This is a genomic window from Paenibacillus castaneae, assembly GCF_002884445.1.
Lineage (GTDB): Bacteria > Bacillota > Bacilli > Paenibacillales > Paenibacillaceae > Pristimantibacillus > Pristimantibacillus castaneae.
In genome coordinates this window covers 2,012,310-2,029,425 of the sequence record NZ_KZ614144.1, presented here as the reverse complement: position 1 = coordinate 2,029,425, position 17,116 = coordinate 2,012,310, and the positions used below count along the sequence as shown (strand labels likewise).

Annotated in this window: 18 protein-coding genes; 3 read left to right on the top strand and 15 right to left on the bottom strand. The window is 40.3% G+C overall.

Annotated features, from left to right (window positions below):
- Nucleotides 1-59: 59 nt before the first annotated feature.
- From CEF13_RS08660 to CEF13_RS08645, 4 genes are all read right to left on the bottom strand, one after another.
- Complete coding sequence (locus tag CEF13_RS08660) at nucleotides 60-212, bottom strand: FeoB-associated Cys-rich membrane protein (protein ID WP_102710314.1); 153 nt, start codon at nucleotides 210-212, stop codon at nucleotides 60-62.
- 21 nt (nucleotides 213-233) lie between these two features.
- Nucleotides 234-2,243, bottom strand: a complete 2,010-nt coding sequence (gene feoB / locus CEF13_RS08655; protein WP_424991964.1) for a ferrous iron transport protein B — start codon at nucleotides 2,241-2,243, stop codon at nucleotides 234-236.
- Nucleotides 2,240-2,467 (bottom strand): FeoA family protein, encoded by a 228-nt coding sequence (locus CEF13_RS08650; protein WP_102710312.1) that lies wholly within the window; start codon nucleotides 2,465-2,467, stop codon nucleotides 2,240-2,242. The genes feoB and CEF13_RS08650 overlap by 4 nt, the downstream gene beginning before the upstream one ends.
- Before the next feature lie 144 nt (nucleotides 2,468-2,611).
- Entirely contained in the window at nucleotides 2,612-3,544 is a 933-nt protein-coding gene (locus tag CEF13_RS08645) for an NADP-dependent oxidoreductase (RefSeq protein ID WP_243864519.1), read from the bottom strand.
- A gap of 200 nt (nucleotides 3,545-3,744) precedes the next feature.
- Here CEF13_RS08645 and CEF13_RS08640 point away from each other — a divergent pair, with 200 nt between their 5' ends.
- Complete coding sequence (locus CEF13_RS08640) at nucleotides 3,745-4,218, top strand: MarR family winged helix-turn-helix transcriptional regulator (protein WP_102710311.1); 474 nt, start codon at nucleotides 3,745-3,747, stop codon at nucleotides 4,216-4,218.
- A 60-nt stretch (nucleotides 4,219-4,278) separates the two neighbouring features.
- Here the strand turns inward: CEF13_RS08640 and CEF13_RS08635 are convergent, their stop codons facing one another.
- The 10 genes from CEF13_RS08635 to CEF13_RS08590 all read right to left on the bottom strand — a co-directional run bounded on the left by CEF13_RS08635 (nucleotide 4,279) and on the right by CEF13_RS08590 (nucleotide 14,937).
- On the bottom strand, nucleotides 4,279-6,105 hold the full coding sequence (locus CEF13_RS08635) for an APC family permease (RefSeq protein WP_102710310.1): 1,827 nt from the start codon (nucleotides 6,103-6,105) through the stop codon (nucleotides 4,279-4,281).
- A 199-nt stretch (nucleotides 6,106-6,304) separates the two neighbouring features.
- Complete coding sequence (locus tag CEF13_RS08630; RefSeq protein ID WP_341806306.1) at nucleotides 6,305-6,925, bottom strand: response regulator transcription factor; 621 nt, start codon at nucleotides 6,923-6,925, stop codon at nucleotides 6,305-6,307.
- The gene (locus CEF13_RS08625) at nucleotides 6,909-8,015 is read right to left on the bottom strand and encodes a sensor histidine kinase (RefSeq protein WP_102710308.1); all 1,107 of its coding nucleotides are present in this window, start codon (nucleotides 8,013-8,015) and stop codon (nucleotides 6,909-6,911) included. Before CEF13_RS08625 ends, CEF13_RS08630 begins: the two co-directional genes overlap by 17 nt.
- A 71-nt stretch (nucleotides 8,016-8,086) precedes the next feature.
- Nucleotides 8,087-9,178 carry an ABC transporter permease gene (locus CEF13_RS08620; RefSeq protein ID WP_166742804.1) on the bottom strand — a complete coding sequence of 364 codons (1,092 nt, stop codon included), beginning with the start codon at nucleotides 9,176-9,178 and terminating at the stop codon, nucleotides 8,087-8,089.
- Complete coding sequence (locus CEF13_RS08615) at nucleotides 9,172-10,269, bottom strand: ABC transporter permease (protein ID WP_102710306.1); 1,098 nt, start codon at nucleotides 10,267-10,269, stop codon at nucleotides 9,172-9,174. The genes CEF13_RS08620 and CEF13_RS08615 overlap by 7 nt, the downstream gene beginning before the upstream one ends.
- Nucleotides 10,270-10,301: 32 nt before the next feature.
- Nucleotides 10,302-11,234, bottom strand: a complete 933-nt coding sequence (locus CEF13_RS08610) for an ABC transporter ATP-binding protein (RefSeq protein WP_102710305.1) — start codon at nucleotides 11,232-11,234, stop codon at nucleotides 10,302-10,304.
- Nucleotides 11,235-11,515: 281 nt separating this feature from the next.
- Nucleotides 11,516-12,373, bottom strand: a complete 858-nt coding sequence (locus CEF13_RS08605; protein WP_102710304.1) for a formylglycine-generating enzyme family protein — start codon at nucleotides 12,371-12,373, stop codon at nucleotides 11,516-11,518.
- 187 nt (nucleotides 12,374-12,560) lie between these two features.
- A complete protein-coding gene (locus tag CEF13_RS08600) occupies nucleotides 12,561-13,196 on the bottom strand; it encodes a glycoside hydrolase family 11 protein (protein ID WP_102710303.1) in 636 nt (211 codons plus the stop codon).
- 556 nt (nucleotides 13,197-13,752) lie between these two features.
- Complete coding sequence (locus CEF13_RS08595; RefSeq protein ID WP_102710302.1) at nucleotides 13,753-14,322, bottom strand: SF0329 family protein; 570 nt, start codon at nucleotides 14,320-14,322, stop codon at nucleotides 13,753-13,755.
- A 54-nt stretch (nucleotides 14,323-14,376) separates the two neighbouring features.
- Complete coding sequence (locus CEF13_RS08590) at nucleotides 14,377-14,937, bottom strand: TetR/AcrR family transcriptional regulator (protein WP_102710301.1); 561 nt, start codon at nucleotides 14,935-14,937, stop codon at nucleotides 14,377-14,379.
- A 149-nt stretch (nucleotides 14,938-15,086) separates the two neighbouring features.
- On the opposite strand from CEF13_RS08590, the gene CEF13_RS08585 reads away from it, so the two are divergent.
- A complete protein-coding gene (locus CEF13_RS08585; RefSeq protein WP_102710300.1) occupies nucleotides 15,087-16,016 on the top strand; it encodes a DsbA family protein in 930 nt (309 codons plus the stop codon).
- A gap of 19 nt (nucleotides 16,017-16,035) precedes the next feature.
- Nucleotides 16,036-16,374 carry a monooxygenase gene (locus CEF13_RS08580; protein WP_102710299.1) on the top strand — a complete coding sequence of 113 codons (339 nt, stop codon included), beginning with the start codon at nucleotides 16,036-16,038 and terminating at the stop codon, nucleotides 16,372-16,374.
- 115 nt (nucleotides 16,375-16,489) lie between these two features.
- Here the strand turns inward: CEF13_RS08580 and CEF13_RS08575 are convergent, their stop codons facing one another.
- Nucleotides 16,490-16,951 (bottom strand): phage tail protein, encoded by a 462-nt coding sequence (locus CEF13_RS08575; protein WP_102710298.1) that lies wholly within the window; start codon nucleotides 16,949-16,951, stop codon nucleotides 16,490-16,492.
- Nucleotides 16,952-17,116: the final 165 nt, after the last annotated feature.

The window sequence follows — 17,116 nt, the reverse complement described above, 5'->3', positions numbered from 1 at the left end:
CTAATACACAAAAAAAAGCAACCCTAGTGAAAAAGGTCGCTTTAATTTATTTTATGCTGCTACTTGGCTGAAGGCGTTGAACAGCCAGTGGAACATGTTTCACTGAGAGAACATCCTGCACATTTCCCCATTTTGCTTCTGTTGACAAATCGGTAGAGGGTGAAAACAGCATAACCAAAAATGAGTGTACCAAGAATGATACTCACGAGCATATCGATTTCCTTCTTTCTAAATTAATGGAATCCCAGAAGGAGACCACCTTGATAAATAAGGATAGAAACAATATAGGCAATGATAAGAGCATAAATAACTGAAAACCATGTCCATTTTGCTGAATTTGTTTCTTTTTTAATGGCTGCTACAGTTGCTAGGCATGGAACATACAGCAGGATGAAAGCTAGAAAGCTATAGGCAGATAGCGGTGTGAAAAAGTCAACCATTACACCCTGTAAGGTGTGCATGTCAGGAGCAACGTAAATAATATTCATGGTTGAAACAACGACTTCTTTTGCAAGAAAACCAGTTAACAAAGCTGCCCCTGCTTGCCAGTTGCCAAATCCAATCGGATTAAATATCGGAGCCAAGGCGCCGCCAATTAATGCTAGGAAGCTCTCATCCATCGGAACTTTTAATCCGCTTGGTCCTGCATACGTCATTAACCAAATAACAACCGATCCTCCAAATATAAAGGTACCGGCTTTACGAACGAATCCTTTTCCTTTCTCCCATGTGCTTTGAAATAATGTTTTTAATTGCGGAATTCGATATGGCGGTAATTCGATAACAAAAAAAGAGCTGCTTTGTTTTAAAATGGTAGATGAAAAGATTTTCGCTAGTGTTAAAGCAAGAATAATACCTAATAAATAAAGAGATAGTACAATTAATGCTTGATTTTGTTTGAAAAATGCTCCGACAAATAAACTGTACACGGTCAGCCTTGCTGAACAAGACATAAGCGGCGTTAAAATAATCGTTAAGAGCCGTTCCTTCGGTTGTTCAATCGTTCTTGCCGCCATAATGCCGGGCACATTGCAGCCAAAGCCGATAATCATAGGAATGAATGCTTTTCCGTTTAGCCCGATGCTCTCCATAATTTTATCCATGACCATGGCAACACGTGCCATATAACCTGAATCCTCAATAAATGAAATCATAAAGAATAGGATAAATATTTGCGGTACAAAAACGATAACTCCTCCAACACCTGCAACAATGCCTTGTAAAATAAGGGCTTCAATAAATTCAGTTGCACCTGCTGCTGATAGTAAGCTATGAATGATGTCTGTTAGCGGCCCTGTAATCAAATAATCCAAACCGTCTGAGAGGGGTGTCCCGAGCCAATCAAACGTTAGTTTAAATATAAGATAAGTAAATAATAGAAAAATTGGAAGACCAAGCACTCTATTAGTCACTATATTATCGATTCGATCTGTCACAGTATAGGCAAGCTTCTTCGTATCCCTCATGCAGCCTTCTAATAGAGACTGAATATAACTGCCTCGAATGGTCCGAATATGATGTGCGATCGATTGTGACATTGTTTCCGATTTAATATTTCTTTCTGCTTGCTCCACACATTCATTCAGTGTAGGCTCAGATATATATTTCAAAAGCAGCTCGCGAACTAAACCGTTTCCTTCTAGGAGTTGAATCGCTAACCATCTGCTCGGTGGTAATTGTTGATCATCCGGAAGCAAAGAAATGAGTTGATGAATGGATTCCTCTAGAGCGCGGCCATAGTCGATTATAAGCGGTGCTTGCTGATTCACAGAAGAGGAGAGCTTGTTGGCTAAATCATCACAACCTGCTCCAGTACGTGCGACAATGGGGACCACCGTGCAACCAAGACGTTCGGCTAAGCACTGATCATCTATATGAATTCCCCTTGTTTTCGCGACATCTATCATATTCAACCCGATTGCAAGCGGTTTTCCATATTCTAAAAGCTGCAAAGTTAAGTACAGGTTACGCTCTAATTGGGAAGCATCGACAATGTTTAATATAAGGGATATATGATCATATAGAAGATAATGTGTTGCGACACCTTCATCCTTAGATAAGGGGTTCAGGGAATATACACCTGGTAAATCGACCAGATAGCCGCCGTTATTTTTTAAAGTTCCTACTTTTTTCTCAACCGTGACCCCTGTCCAGTTTCCAACATATTCATAGGAACCTGTCAGTCTGTTGAATAATGATGTTTTGCCTGTATTGGGGTTGCCTGCTAAAGCCACATTGTTCATATGCATTCAACCCCAATCATTCTTGCATCTCGGCGGCGAATTCCTATTAATTGACCTTTTGTTTCAATCGCTATCGGCCCGCCCAAAGGTAAAATATGCTTAATTCTAACGAGAGAGCCTTCCAAAATTCCAAGATCCAATAGCCGACGCTGAACAAGCTCATTCATCCGGTTCGTATTCGTAATGCGTACTTCTTCCCCTTGATGTATATCCGTTAAATACAATCCGTCCACTCCCGTTTAGGTGACAATGATTATCAATCACAGCAATTATATCAGGAATGATAATCATCTGTATACTATTTAAAAATGGACAATCAAGGAAGTTTTCCGCCCATACACCTTTCCTAACCAACAGCGTGCATTATTCTACATATCGGCAATATGAAGTACAATACGCCCCCGTCCATGTCCGCTTTGGCTATGTTCATGGGCTTGGCGAGCATCACTAAGAGTAAATGTCTTCTCGATAAACGTCTTTACAATCCCTTCATCAATTAATTTTGCAATATGGTCCAGGTCATGATTAGTAGCAAGACTTGATCTCATCACCCTTATGCCTAACTCCTGCGCCTTATTTAGCGGTGGCTGTCCCGCTATTGAAACCAAGCTTCCTCCTCGTCTAACGACCGACCAAGAACGTTCAAGCGTCTCGCCGCCAATCGTGTCCAGTACAAGATCGACATCTTGCACGGCTTGTTCGAACGAGGTAGTCGTATAATCAATCACAGTGTCCGCACCCAAGGAATGAATGAAATCAACATTCGAAGGTCCAGCAGTACCGATCACATACGCTCCCTTCCACTTAGCGAATTGGATAGCGAACAAACCGACACCTCCGGCAGCGCCGTGTACAAGTACACGATCACCAGCCTTCACAACGCCGTCAATTACAATAGCCCGCCATGCAGTTGTTGCACCTCCAGAAAGGGTTGCAGCCTCATCAAAGCTGATTGATAAGGGCTTATGTGCAATCGCTTCTGCAGGGGCTGTCGTATATTCTGCATAGGTTCCTTTCGTAGTTCTTCCGAATACAGCCTGCCCTTTCTGGAATTGTGTAACGCCTGATCCGACTTCCTCGACTACACCTGCCAGAGCCGTACCCGGAATATGGGGAAATTGCACCGGCATAGGGAACAATCCTTTGCGAATTTTCCAATCGACAGGAAGAACGCCAGCTGCATATACCTTAACTAGCACTTCACCTGCCTGAGGCTCTGGACGCGGAACCTGTTCAAGCTGAAGGACATCAGCTCCTCCGAATTGATGATAACGGATTGCCTGCATCATTTTGTTCATCATTATATATTTCTCCTCCTTAAGCTTCGATCAGGTAACTATGAAACACGTTAGTATAGCTCTTCTACCTTGAATGTTCTTTCCACAATTCAAAAATTAGAGTAAAATAGCATTATGATGTTTACACATATTGTGTATACACAATATTTAATTTGATGATATGAGTTTACTCAATAAATAATTGATCGTCAAGGAGGTTTCTTATGAGCACTTCAAAAAAAACAGGCCCAGAGTCATTCCCGCCAGCCGGCATTGTATTGGAAACATTAATCAGAACTACTCATAGGCTCCATCTTCAATTTGAAATGCATCTGAACAGTCTTGATATACCGGCTTATTTGACTGGACCACGACTACGATTTCTTGTAGCTATTTCAGAAGCAGGCAAAATTCGGATGAGTGAGCTTGCCACTAAATTAGGGATTAAGCCACGAACCGTTACCCAATTTGTTGATGCTTTGGAACAAGAAAATTTACTCGTTCGCATTCCTGATCCTGATGACAGGAGAGCTACGTTCTTGCAGCTTTCCGATATAGCTCCTCCTATTATTATTAAAGCCCGAGCAGCAATGAGCGAGTCGGCAGAGAATGTATTAACGTCTTTATCGGCAGAGAGGCGCGTCCAATTACTTAACATTCTGAATCAAATTTCTGTCGAAAAAGAAATAATCGAGTAAAGCAAGAACCACAGCTGCTTGCAGCTGTGGTTCTACATGTCCTTTCACTCCCGAATTCGTTCATTTCTTTAAGTGGTACGGTACCGTAGTTACGATCACATTTTTACGATGCAGCAAATATGCACGAATTAGAAAGCTGGACTGGTTATGCAGAATGTTGTGCCAGCCTTTCTTTGGAATGAATTGCGGGATAATAACCGTGACCTGATAATTCGATTCACTCGCCTTGCGTTGAACGGTATCAATAAATTTGGATAGCGGCTGAATGATGCTTCTGTAATGAGAATGTAGAGATACCAGCCTAACCTCAGGGTGCCACTTGCTCCATTTTTCCACAAATGCCGTTTCATCCTCTTTCTCAAAGGAAACGTAAACGGCAATTACCTGGTGAGGAGAAAGAGAGTTTGCATAATTTAATGACCTTTCAACCACATGAGTAATACCAGCCACAGGAAGAATAATTACATTACCCTCAATCTTCACAACTGACTCACTGGTTGCAAGCCCTAATTGGTCGCCTACTGCCTCGTAGTGCTTTCTGATTCGATGAAAGAGAAAAATGATTAAAGGCAAGAAAATTAACACTGACCATACTTGTGGGAACTTCGTTAAAAAGAACATCATGGAGACGATAAAGCTGATCAAGGCACCTGTAGTGTTAATAATAAGCTTGGAAACCCATCCTTTCGGTTTTTCGCGAATCCATTTCACCACCATCCCCGTTTGAGACAGCGTAAATGGAATAAACACACCGATCGCATAAAGCGGAATGAGATGTTCCGTCTGCCCTTCAAAAGCAATAATTAAAATGATCGATAATAGTCCAAGCATCATGATTCCGTTCGAATATCCTAATCGGTCTCCTCGAATCATGAACATTCTTGGAATAAATTTATCTTTGGCGAGATTAACGGCGAGTAAAGGGAATGCAGAATACCCTGTGTTAGCAGCAAGAATTAATATTAAACTCGTTGTTCCTTGAATGAAGAAATACATCAAATTCCTGCCAAAGGTATGTTCCGCTATTTGGGAGACCACCGTAACTTCCGCTCTGGGAGCAATTCCATAATAAAAAGCTAGAAATACAATGCCGCTAAATAACAAAGCCAATAAAGAGCCCATCGCTACTAATGTTTTGGCGGCGTTATTCGGAGCAGGCTTTTTAAAGTTCGGAATGGCATTCGAGATGGCTTCAACTCCTGTCAAAGCAGAACTGCCGGAGGCAAACGCTTTTAGAAGTAGAAACAAACTAATCCCAGCTACTGGTGCACCGATTGGCGCATGTAAATTTGTTGGAACATGACCGGATGCAATGTTGTATAAACCTGCTCCAATCAATATGAACAATGCTACAACAAACAAATAAACGGGATAGGCTAAAATGGAAGCAGACTCCGTTACCCCTCTTAGGTTCAATATAGTTATAAAAATCACAAATGCAATTGCAATGGGCACCGTATGCGCATGTAAACTTGGAAAAGCAGACGTTAAGGCATCTGTACCCGCAGACACGCTAACTGCTACCGTTAAAATGTAGTCGACCAGCAAGGAGCCGCCAGCGATTAGACCTGGATATTGACCGAGATTTTCCTTTGACACGACGTAAGCTCCGCCGCCATGAGGGTACGAAAAAATAATTTGCCTATAAGATGCTATAAGCGCTAATAATAAAATCAATACTCCAACAGCGATAGGTATGGAATACCAAAACGCTGCGGCACTCACTGTAAATAAGACGATCAAAATCTGCTCAGGACCATACGCTACGGATGATAAGGCATCAGAAGAAAGAATGGCAAGTGCTTTCGTTTTGTTCAGTTTCTGCTCGCCTAACTCAGTTGATTTCAACGGTCGTCCGATTAGATATCTTTTTAAATAATAAAACACGATTTCGTTTCACCACCACATTTTATTTTTAATTTATCCTATTTACGAAATAATACCCTTGGTAACATGCCAGTACTCCATATGTACGCAATAAAACCGTTCTCATGCGAAAATTTCTGTTTCTCTACTCCGTCAGCAAGATCACAACAAAAAAGACGAAGTGCCACAATGGGCGATCTTCGTCTTTTTGTTCAAACCCCTAACAATTGTTCTTCAAATAAAATATCGCAAGTTGCGTGCGATCTCGTAATTGCAGCTTTTCAAGCAATGCCGTAATATAATTTCGCGTCGTTCCTTCACTTAAGAACAGCTGCTGTGCAATTTCTTTATTCGATAAACCCTCGGCAACAAGCGCTAGTATATCTAACTCTCGCTGAGTCAGTTCGTATGCAGCTAATCCATTTTTCTTGCGGTGCTGCATCATGGATGAAATCGATCCAGCCACTTCTTTTTCAAATACAATATTGCCTTTTCCTACTGCCCTAAGGCTTTCAATAATACTATCCGAGGATTGGTTCTTGAGGATATAGCCTTCAGCGCCGCTTTGAACGGCTTCTTTAATGTATTCATCATCTTTAAAAGTTGTTAAAATAACAATTTTGATGTTGGGTGCTGCCGCCTTAATCTTTTGGGTACCTAACACACCATCCATTATGGGCATGCGGATATCCATTAACACTAAATCAGGCTGCAATCGCATACATTGCTCATAAGCTTCCTGCCCATTTGAGGCGGTAGCCACTACTGTAAAATCCTCCTCCAGCTCCAACAGCACTTTCAGTCCATCACGGATCAAAGCATCATCATCCACGATAAGCACGTTCAAATATTTTCCCTCCCTCTGCGGTTCGAGGAATCATACAAACTATCCGAAAACCATCTTCTCCAGAAATAGAAATGCTGCCTCCCGCATGTTGAATGCGTTCCTTCATTCCGCTAATGCCTAACCCTTCTCGTATATGCAAGCACCCAAGACCATTATCTTGAATAGCTAACCTTGTAAAAGAATCGTTCATATCAACGGCAATATCGATTTTTGTAGCTTGTGAATATTTCGAAGCATTCGTTAACGCCTCTTTGATCGTTGAGCTTAAAATGACAAATTGATCTGAAGGTAATGCATGAACATTGCTTGAACAATGAAAGGACACGTTTGCATATTGAAAATAGTCGATAATTTGCTGCAAATATCCGATCCCTTGCTGTTCATTAGGCTTAATATTATGAACCGTATTTCGCAGCATCGTAACAGCATCGCTTAACCCGTCAATTGATTTTTGGAGCATTGCCTTCGATTGGCTTTCATTGACATCGCTCAGTTTATAAGCTGCTTGCAAATAAATTAAGTTTCCAGCAATGCTATGACCAATCGTATCGTGAATCTCACGAGCGATTCGATTCCGCTCCTTCATTTCTGCAATTTTGGCAATCTCATGAGTGGAGTTCAGCAGCTTCGCCTTCACTTGTTCAAGTTCGTAGCGAAGCCGCCTTTCATTATCTAATACAGTCGTAAAGTTGACTTCCGTTCTTTTACGCAGCTGCAACACATAAGCAAAGCCTATACAAATTGCAATTAATAGCCCGTATGTGTTCAGCGAACGAACATCTTGACTCCAAAAAAGGAAAGGAGCTGCTATCAGAATAACACCTCCATAGAACTTCCGATATACAAAATCCATGGCGCTTCCAGCTAGCAAAACAGTGAACGGCTCCGCTGCAAAACATCCTGCAATCGCTAAGCCCCAAATCCCGATATCCGTCCAAATCGAATCTATGAATCTTTCTTTAACAATCAGAGCCGAAATATAAAGTAAAATTAATCCGACCTGCACAGGTGAAACATGCTCTTGCTGTTCGATCAGACTAACGATCACAAAAGTCATTAAGCAGCACTTCACGATGATCTTCATCTCTATATTCAACCCCGCTCTTCACATTTCCACCAGTATACCAGATAAAGGGTTCTGTTGTATGGGCAAATTTATGCCGGTAGATTGGTTTTCTTCAATGCTCCAATGAGGAAAAAGATGCATGCAAATAATACTAACATCGCCATTTGAGGAACTAGCTGAGTGAGAGAGTCACCTTGTAATAAATGGTCTACTCCATCCATAAGCCAAGATAATGGAACAAATTGAGCAATTTTTTGCAGCATATCAGGAATGAAGTCTCTGGGAAAATAAGCTGAACCAATCAAAGACATCGGTTGAATGATGAGCAGACCAAAAATACCGACCTGCACCACATTTTTTGAAATGGAGCTTAGAAAAATACTAAATGAGACGCAAACCAGTGAAAATACCGCAAACAAACTATAGATGGACAACCAGGAAGCCCCTAAATATATACCAAAGCCTTTCATAACAAGTAAAAAGAGTCCTATTTGAACTAAACACACGAGTAATGAACTGCCCATGTGCTGAAGCATGTAGCTCTTTATGCGTATGGGAGCAGCTAACGTCCGCTGCATCGTACCCCGATCTCGATTTGAGATCATCGTGAACGAAAATGTAAACGACGTATACAATAAGGCAACAGCCATCATGCCCAGCACGGTATGAGAGGTATGCAGCCCATGTGAAGCAGAAGCATGCTGCTCTATTTGAAGACTTGCTTGTTGCAAATCGTCCAAACTCGCCTGGAATACACTGCTGTCTCCACCAGCAGCCTTCCCTAGCCGATCCAATTGTTGAATAAGATCCGTAATATACGTGCGCACAGGCAAAGATCGATTCGATTCTTGGATGGATATTGCCTCTGCTTGCATAGCGTTGCTTGTTAATAAGGCGTCAGAAAATCCAGCAGGCAGCGTGACCGCATAATCGATCTTGTAATCCATTAACGCTTGTTCCACATCCTTGTCAGCGATCGGAATGACGTTGAACTTGGATTGAATATCTTTCACCATCCACTGCGTAAGTACCGTTTGGTCCTTATCCAATAACACGACCTTGATCCCTGGATTGGATTGAACCGTACCCATAAACATAAAAGCAATAGGAAATAATAATACGAAAACAAGCTGCATTTTATTGTTCCAAATTCGTTGTAGATTGTTGTGAAATACTACCATGCCCATTCTCTCCTTCCCACTAGCAAGCTCAATGCTATCATCAGCGCTGCCATTATCACCAAGATTATGATTTCATAAGAGGATGTAGCAAATGATGAGCCTCTGTAGACGGCATCGAATATCGCTTCCTGAGCATAATGGTTTGGCGAAAATAAGCTGATCTTTTCTAATGTTGGGCCAACCTCTCGAGCGAAACCACCCGAGCTTAAAGAAAAGAAAATAGCTCCGAACATGACAAAAATCGATGATACCCCCGTATTACGTGTTAAATAAGCAATACATAGACCGAAACCAATCGCAATGACAATATACAATAAGATAGACGCGAGTATCACCCACCAGCTGCCATTCCAATTCGCACCGTACACAAATTTTGTGAATAATACAATGAAAAGCGCAAATATAAACAAAACGGTAACATTCCCTATCATCTTGCCCATCACATACTCCCAGTTAGTAATTGGAGCTGTTGCCGAACGTTCACTAGTGCGATTGAGCGAATCACGAATGACCGAGAGAACTGCTAGGATGGTTCCAAAAAACAAACATTGAAACAGCATGGTCACCGAATAGTAATCGATCCCTCTAGGTACTTTCCCTTCCGTTACTATGATCTGGTCCTTAACATAGGCTTTTGACAAATTCATTTCGTGTACAGCGTTCTCATTCACAGTGTCACTCGTTATTTCCCCGACCTTCTGTGCCTGCAGCATGCTTGATATGATTGGATAAATCATTGATTTCTCATTGCTGCTAATGACCTGAACCTTACCGTTCTCATAAATAACTAACGAATCTACGATTCCTTGATCGATGTCTCGAACAGCCTCATCCATGGATGGATATGCCTGAACCTCGGCTACCTCCTGCAATGAATTGGAATGCAGCAACGTTTCTAAAGCAGGAATCGGTGTTTCAAACCAATAGCCAACTTTGATGCTATTCATTTGCTTGGGTGCCATTTGACTGCTATCCAGCGCTTGACCGAGTATGAAGATGATGAGTACAGGAAACAACGTTAATGCAATCACCATTTTGTAATCTCGAATATGACGTTTACATGTGAACAGAGCAATTTGTACAATATTCATTACGATCCCCCTCACTTCGAACCAATTGGTATTCAATCGCGAAGCCTTCTCCCAGTTAATGTTAAGAATACATCCTCTAACGTGGACTTCTCCACATACAGTGAACCAATCTCCGTTTCTAAACGGGACATGCAATCGATAATTTTACTGACGTTTTTATACTCTTTTTGCGATGTAACGGTTAGTTTTCCGCCATTCAGTTCACACTGGCGTACCCCTGGAATCTGACGAATATTGTCCACGAGCGTATAATGACGATTGGAGCATTCAATTAAAATCTTTTCTTCCGTAGCAACGAGTGCTTTTAATTCTTCCTTCGTTCCTTGCGCAATTACCCTGCCATGATCCATGATGACGATCGAAGAGCACAGCTCCTCAATCTCCTCCATGTAGTGAGAGGTATAAATAATGGTTGAGCCTCGACGGTTCAATTCACGAATAGATTCCATAATATGATTGCGTGAATGCGGATCAATACCTACCGTAGGTTCATCCATAATGATGAGCTTTGGATGATGTGCAATGGCACAGGCGATATTTAATCTCCGTTTCATCCCACCGGAAAAATGCTTAGGGAGTGACTTCGCCTTATCGAGCAACCCTGTAAATGCTAGAGCTTCTTCCACACGTTCCTTCAATAAACTTCCACGCAAGCCATAGAGCCGAGCAAAATATTGTACATTGTCATAAGCAGGCATATCTTCAAAAATTGCAATTTCCTGAGGTACAATACCGATTTGTCGTTTAATGTCCATTTCATGCAATGCAAAAGGCTTTCCGAACATTTGAATATCTCCTGCTTCGTAACCCGTTAATCCGGTTAACACACGAATCGTGGTAGTCTTTCCTGCACCATTAGGTCCCAGCAAGCCCAAAATACTACCCTCTTGAATCGATAATTGAAGATGATCGATGACTAACACATCTTTATAACGTTTAATCAAGTTCTTCACTTCTACAATCATGTTATTTCCTCTTTTCTTGTTCATTCTTTGTTGACCTAATCATACTTTTTATCCTCGCTTAGCTGTAGTGATCAGAAGAATGATCTAATATGACAAATGTCATGTAGAGGGATGCACAAAAACACCCCCATCTTAAACATCTCGGAAACAACAATATGTTGTTTAGACGTCTAAAATATGGGGGCGTTTCATTTTAGGTCGTATTCAATAAAAATGATTATCATAACCTGCTTGCCTAGCAGTAGATTTTTTCGATTATGTTTAGTTTGGCTTGTTCCCGTTTACTCGCTGCGACTCACACGAAAACCTTGATCAGGGCCAATGCCATTCGCCTCGAACTTGCCCCGAAAAGATAATTCGTTGTTGCTGACGCCGCCGATCCAACCGCCGCCCTTCACAATCCGGTAAGAACCGCTATTACTATCCAAGTCTCCGTACCAGTCCCAGCACCATTCCCTTACATTTCCTGACATATCATAAAGTCCTAATTCGTTGGATTTCTTTAAACCGATCGTTTTTGTTTTATTATGGTTGTTTTCTATGATAGGCCAATTCCATTCTCCAGATAAGTATTTATCTCCAGCATTTTGCCAATACCATGCTACTTCATCAGCATTATTGCTTCCGCTGTATATGAAATTTTTGCTCATCTGACCTCCGCCTGCAGCATATTCCCACTCCGCTTCAGTCGGCAATCGGTAACCATTGGCTTCCGTATTGATTGTTACGGTCCATTTTATATTATCGTTATCACTGTTATTATTCGGATCTTTTTTAGTTTTATCTATATTGTAATACAGATTTAAGCCCTCTTTTGTACTTCTTTTATTACAATACTCAACAACGTCATACCAGCTTACCATTTCAACAGGCAAATTATCGTCTTTGAATTGTGAGGGATTACTTCCCATTACCTCGATCCACTCTTTTTGAGTTACCTCATATTTGCCGATATAAAAGTTTGATATGGTTACACTTTTTCCATAGTAATTGGACTTTGTATTCATTAAAGTCCCGCCTTTGACTAATACAAACTTATCATTCTTCTTAGGCTTTTCATTGTTTTCCGGCGTTTCTTGCGAACAAGCGCTGACAATAGCTATTATGGCTATTAAAAGGAAAATCAATAGCTTTCTCATTGATATATCTCCTTTAAATGGATAAGAAAAGTCATATTCCAGTTGATGTCGGAAATTTATTGATGAAATATATAAGGCCGCCGGCTGTGAGACCGGCAGGCCTTAGCAATTTCATAGATTAGAAGCTTTTCTTAATTTGCTGGAAACGGTCAAGCGCCCGTCTGTTTCCCCGGCTGCAGGCCACCTGCTACCACACCGTTACGTTAGAGCTGCCACTGCTTTGATAACCCTCTGTCGCTAACACCTGGTAAGACCAACTGCTTCCCAGATTCATTCCTTTACTCTTCCATGCGTTAACGTGGTTGCTAAAAGTGATAGCGACATTGCTTCCGGTCGCTCTCTTCGACTGACGGACACTCCAGAACTGGGTGAACGTTGCAGTGCCGTCAATAGAAGGTGCATTGGTTCGCGTAGTCGTATATATGTCATATGTGCCCCCATCACTGGTCACGGTGCCTTTAAAAGTTCCAGTAGGTCTATAAGTACCCCAGCTGTCAACGACGTAGTATTCAATGAGTGAGTTTCTCGTCCACCCATAGAGAGTCAAATACCCATTGCCAGACGGCGCCCAGACGCCGGCATTGTAGTTGATTGTGCGAGATGCTGATCCGGTATTCCAACCTTTACCTATAACAAAATTTCCGCTGTTTGTCCATGTAACACTGTAATTGCCGCCAGAACCATTCGTAGCTTTTACTGTCCCACCGCCATCGGTCCAATTTTGCCAATAGTCTGTCGCTGCATTTGAGGTTGCTGCAAACAAGCTAAAACTCAATGAAGCTGCAACAAGTACCGTTAAGATCCTCTTATTAAATTTAAACATAATCTACCTCCCAAAATATTTTTATTTGTCGCTACTTACCTGCATACTACTTGTCTGTTGTGACTCGTTGCAGTGCGTAACTTATACTGTGTCATATTCCGTGAATTACGACTGTCACCTCCTAGCCGAGAGAAATGGTTTTCAAATATAATCACAAGACAATTTCTGCCTTGTACTAGTAAATTATAGTAAGTAAGCGCATACATTACAACTTAACAAATTAAAGATGTACCCCTATATTCTTTACTAACCTTTAGACATACTCCAAATTATTTGGGTTTTAACTGGCACTTCCCTAACCTTGATATCCCCACCTAGGAAAAGCATTTCGTAGGGTATGGTTTGACATTGGTGAGATTATCGAGAAGCGCTTGCTGGAAATATTCGGGAATCGTTTTTTGTAATTAAAGGAGATTATTAAAGTAAGCAAAAACATCATTTACTTATGATACGGTTCACCGTAATTACTAATAAAAGTCAGTATTCTGTGCCACTTGCAAGAATACTGACTTTTTAGTACCATTCACGCGATTGGAGGTGTATGAGTTATTTATTTTCATAACGTACTTAGCCGTAGTTCATAAAAATACTGCACAATTGGATGCTTTAACTTCATCTTCTCGGTCATGTTCATAATTCGCTTTTTGCCAACTCGTCTGTCCACCAAAGCTAAAATATTCAATAAAATATCATTGCTCTCTATGCTTTCCTCTATAGAACTGGATAAAAACTTATTAGCTACAACGACAAAATTTGATTTACTTAATGATGACTGTACTGACAGAAGCTCCTTTGCATATGCTGATATTTTTCTGCTCCTTGCAATTACTTGTAGACGTTCCTCCGGGACGATCCCCTTGGTATCTTTTCTGACCGCTTCAATTTCTTCATTATTGATGGGTATTTGGATATCTGAATCATTCTTAATTTCCAGTTCCGTCTGATACCATCTGATTAATGTAGTTGTATCACTCATATTGAGTACGTTCTTTTTATCTACCGATATATAACAAAGTCCAGCTTTATCAGGCAAATAACGGTAACCGGTTGCACGGTATTCGACCCTTCCATATAACGCAGGACTGAGAAAACTCTCCAGTTGCTGCTTCATTTTGCTCCAGGACATGTCATCCTCCTATGTTCTATATGATTAGTTCCTATTCTTATCTTTTCGATCCCCTTAAATTCTATCGATTCCTGTCAGTATATAAGGAATTGCTAATTTAATAAATTGTTCTGGCGGTATTTTCTTACTGTCTCTTCTCCATTCCACAGAAGCTCCATAAATTCCCCAACTTAATAGGACAGCAGTAATTTTTAGAGCCTCATCCTTTTCAGTTTTATGTTGCTTTAACAACATTTTGTGAAAAATAACTTCGAGCTGTTCCCTGATAATACGGGCAATGGTATCTTCATAACCTCTATGGCAACGATAGGATAATGACTTTTGAAAATCTGTTACAGCTTTGAAGATACTAACGAAGGTTTCTTCATTTAGTTCGTCATTTTGGTAAAAATCAAAATTCAAATTAACTAACAATACTTCTGATAGTACCTTTTCTAATAAATCATATATATCTTCAAAATGATAATAAAAAGTTGCACGATTAATCATCGCTTCTGTAGTTATATCCTTAATGGTAATATCCTTAAATTCCTTCTTCGCTGAAAGTTCAATGAAAGAATCCATAATTGATTTGCGAGTACGTAGAACTCGAGGGTCCGTCTTTGATTCCTTCATGTTGTTAACCTCCCACTTTTTAAACAAGTTCTTAATTATGTTGTATAAACGACAAATCCACACATTTATTGGTGTTGATGAGTTTTATTATGATTTAAAATTCAATTGCAGGCAAATAAATATGTATTAAGTGAAATGAGGAAAATATAATGACGAACAATAATAATATGGTTTGTGATTTAAAAACAGGTGTATGCGGAGTATCTGGAGAGGAGGAAATGGAAGTTATTGATTTTAATCGATCCCAAAAAATAGTTAATCTTTATTATGTGACCGATCCTATTTGTTCTCATTGCTGGGCACTTGAACCTGTTCTTCGTCGTTTTGTAGAGCAGTATGGAAACTATTTTAACTTTCATACGGTTATGGGTGGTTTGCTTGAAAAATGGCATGACGGACCAATCGATCCTGCAAACGGAATTAATAAACCAGCTGATGTTGCTGTTCACTGGAGAGAAGTTGGTGAATATTCAAGAATGCCAATTGATGGAACTGTAATGATTAATAATCCAGTTCAATCATCCTACCCGCCCTCTCGTGTATTTAAGGTAATTCAAAAAAATCATGATGATGCAACAGCAGCAGAATATTTGCGCCGTTCAAGAGAAGCACTGTTCGCATTTAATCAAAATATTTCCGATAAATCCGTTATGATTGAAATCGTAAATAAACTCAGCCTTGATGGAGAAGCTGTTATAAATGAAGCTGAACAACAGGTCGGTCATCAATTGTTGAATGAAGATTTTGATCTAGCTAGAAGCTTGGGTGTCCGAGGCTTTCCGACCATTATTATGACCAATGAGGAAAATAAAGGCGTAAAAATTGTTGGCAGCCGTCCGTTGGAATACTATGTTAACGGTTTGAAAAAAGTTCTAAATCTCGAAGAATTAAAACCCAAGCCACTCCCTTCCCTTTCTAGCTTTCTTGAAAAAGAAAAACTTCTTTTCTCCAAAGAAATTGAAGTAATGTATGATGTTGAACAATCAGAGGTTAAATCTTTTATTGAACAAGAGCTTTCAACAGATCGTTATCAAGTGAACGAAATATTAGGAGAATTGTATTTTACGACTACTAAATAAGCGAAGGAGAGTGACCATCATGGCGTACGTATTACAAGTGGATTTTAAAATGAATGGACCGTTCGGAGATGAAATGGCCGAGGCGTTTACTGATTTAGCAAAAAGCATCAACGAAGAAGATGGCTTCATATGGAAAATCTGGACAGAATGTTCCGAAAAAAATGAAGCCGGCGGAATTTATTTGTTCGAAACAAAAGAAACGGCTGAAAAATATAACGTTATGCACACAAGCAGATTAGCTGGCTTTGGCATAACAAATATCAATGCAAAAATTTTTTCCATCAATTCCAAGCTTACTGAAATCAATAAAGGACCTGAAACGTATATTGCAACGAGAACTCTTCACGCTCGAACGTGAGATGAAGCCGGGAGTAGCCAATCTAATATAAAAGCCCAAGCGTACAATACGTTTGGGCTTTTACTGGCGGGTAAATGCGGCTCTTAAAATGTTAATTCCTAGCTAGCTCTCTACTTTAATATTGTCCTTTAATTACGAAATACGAGCCCCGAATTGTTCCAGCTAGTTTTGACTTTTGCCTAGCAAATTTAAATTTCTCTTCTAGCTCCTTTGGTACTTCCATTCCCTCAGAAAGCTTAAAACCAACGGCCCGCTTCTTAGGGTCATCAACCGTATACATGACATTGACCGAAAGACCATCCTCATAAAAGACGTAGGTAAATTGGATGTTTTCCACTTGAAAACGCGATGTTTCTAAAGGTTTTGCCACAAACTCGATATCACGTTCCTTCAAAATTCGGTTCACATAATGAAGACTTTCCTGACTTTCGCTAGCAGGTACAACCGTAAATTCATGCTTGTATTTGTTCATAAAGTAACGGGCTTCATTAGCACGTAAACCAGCAAGCGCTTCTGCTACAGGCGAAGACTCTAAACCAACCGTAGATACATTTTTAAAATCAACAGTATAGGACATTTTCATTCCTCCTAAAAGTTTTGCGAGCGTTACATCTTAGAACCTTCGTCTAGCAAAACTCGCATCGGAAGCATTTACTTTTCTCAATATTTCCTAACAACATCAATTGACATTTCACCAATAACTAAGCCAAACTTCATATTTATCCTTTTACCTACCAATATT

Excerpts from the sequence above, each read along its gene's own strand:
- CEF13_RS08580 (WP_102710299.1), top strand. The coding sequence starts at position 16,036 with ATGGCGTACGTATTACAAGTGGATTTTAAAATGAATGGACCGTTCGGA.
- CEF13_RS08610 (WP_102710305.1), bottom strand. The coding sequence starts at position 11,234 with ATGATTGTAGAAGTGAAGAACTTGATTAAACGTTATAAAGATGTGTTA.
- CEF13_RS08585 (WP_102710300.1), top strand. The coding sequence starts at position 15,087 with ATGACGAACAATAATAATATGGTTTGTGATTTAAAAACAGGTGTATGC.
- CEF13_RS08605 (WP_102710304.1), bottom strand. The coding sequence starts at position 12,373 with ATGAGAAAGCTATTGATTTTCCTTTTAATAGCCATAATAGCTATTGTC.
- CEF13_RS08575 (WP_102710298.1), bottom strand. The coding sequence starts at position 16,951 with ATGTCCTATACTGTTGATTTTAAAAATGTATCTACGGTTGGTTTAGAG.
- CEF13_RS08590 (WP_102710301.1), bottom strand. The coding sequence starts at position 14,937 with ATGAAGGAATCAAAGACGGACCCTCGAGTTCTACGTACTCGCAAATCA.
- CEF13_RS08640 (WP_102710311.1), top strand. The coding sequence starts at position 3,745 with ATGAGCACTTCAAAAAAAACAGGCCCAGAGTCATTCCCGCCAGCCGGC.
- feoB (WP_424991964.1), bottom strand. The coding sequence starts at position 2,243 with ATGAACAATGTGGCTTTAGCAGGCAACCCCAATACAGGCAAAACATCA.
- CEF13_RS08615 (WP_102710306.1), bottom strand. The coding sequence starts at position 10,269 with ATGAATATTGTACAAATTGCTCTGTTCACATGTAAACGTCATATTCGA.
- CEF13_RS08620 (WP_166742804.1), bottom strand. The coding sequence starts at position 9,178 with ATGGTAGTATTTCACAACAATCTACAACGAATTTGGAACAATAAAATG.
- CEF13_RS08625 (WP_102710308.1), bottom strand. The coding sequence starts at position 8,015 with ATGAAGATCATCGTGAAGTGCTGCTTAATGACTTTTGTGATCGTTAGT.
- CEF13_RS08660 (WP_102710314.1), bottom strand. The coding sequence starts at position 212 with ATGCTCGTGAGTATCATTCTTGGTACACTCATTTTTGGTTATGCTGTT.
- CEF13_RS08600 (WP_102710303.1), bottom strand. The coding sequence starts at position 13,196 with ATGTTTAAATTTAATAAGAGGATCTTAACGGTACTTGTTGCAGCTTCA.
- CEF13_RS08645 (WP_243864519.1), bottom strand. The coding sequence starts at position 3,544 with ATGATGAACAAAATGATGCAGGCAATCCGTTATCATCAATTCGGAGGA.
- CEF13_RS08595 (WP_102710302.1), bottom strand. The coding sequence starts at position 14,322 with ATGTCCTGGAGCAAAATGAAGCAGCAACTGGAGAGTTTTCTCAGTCCT.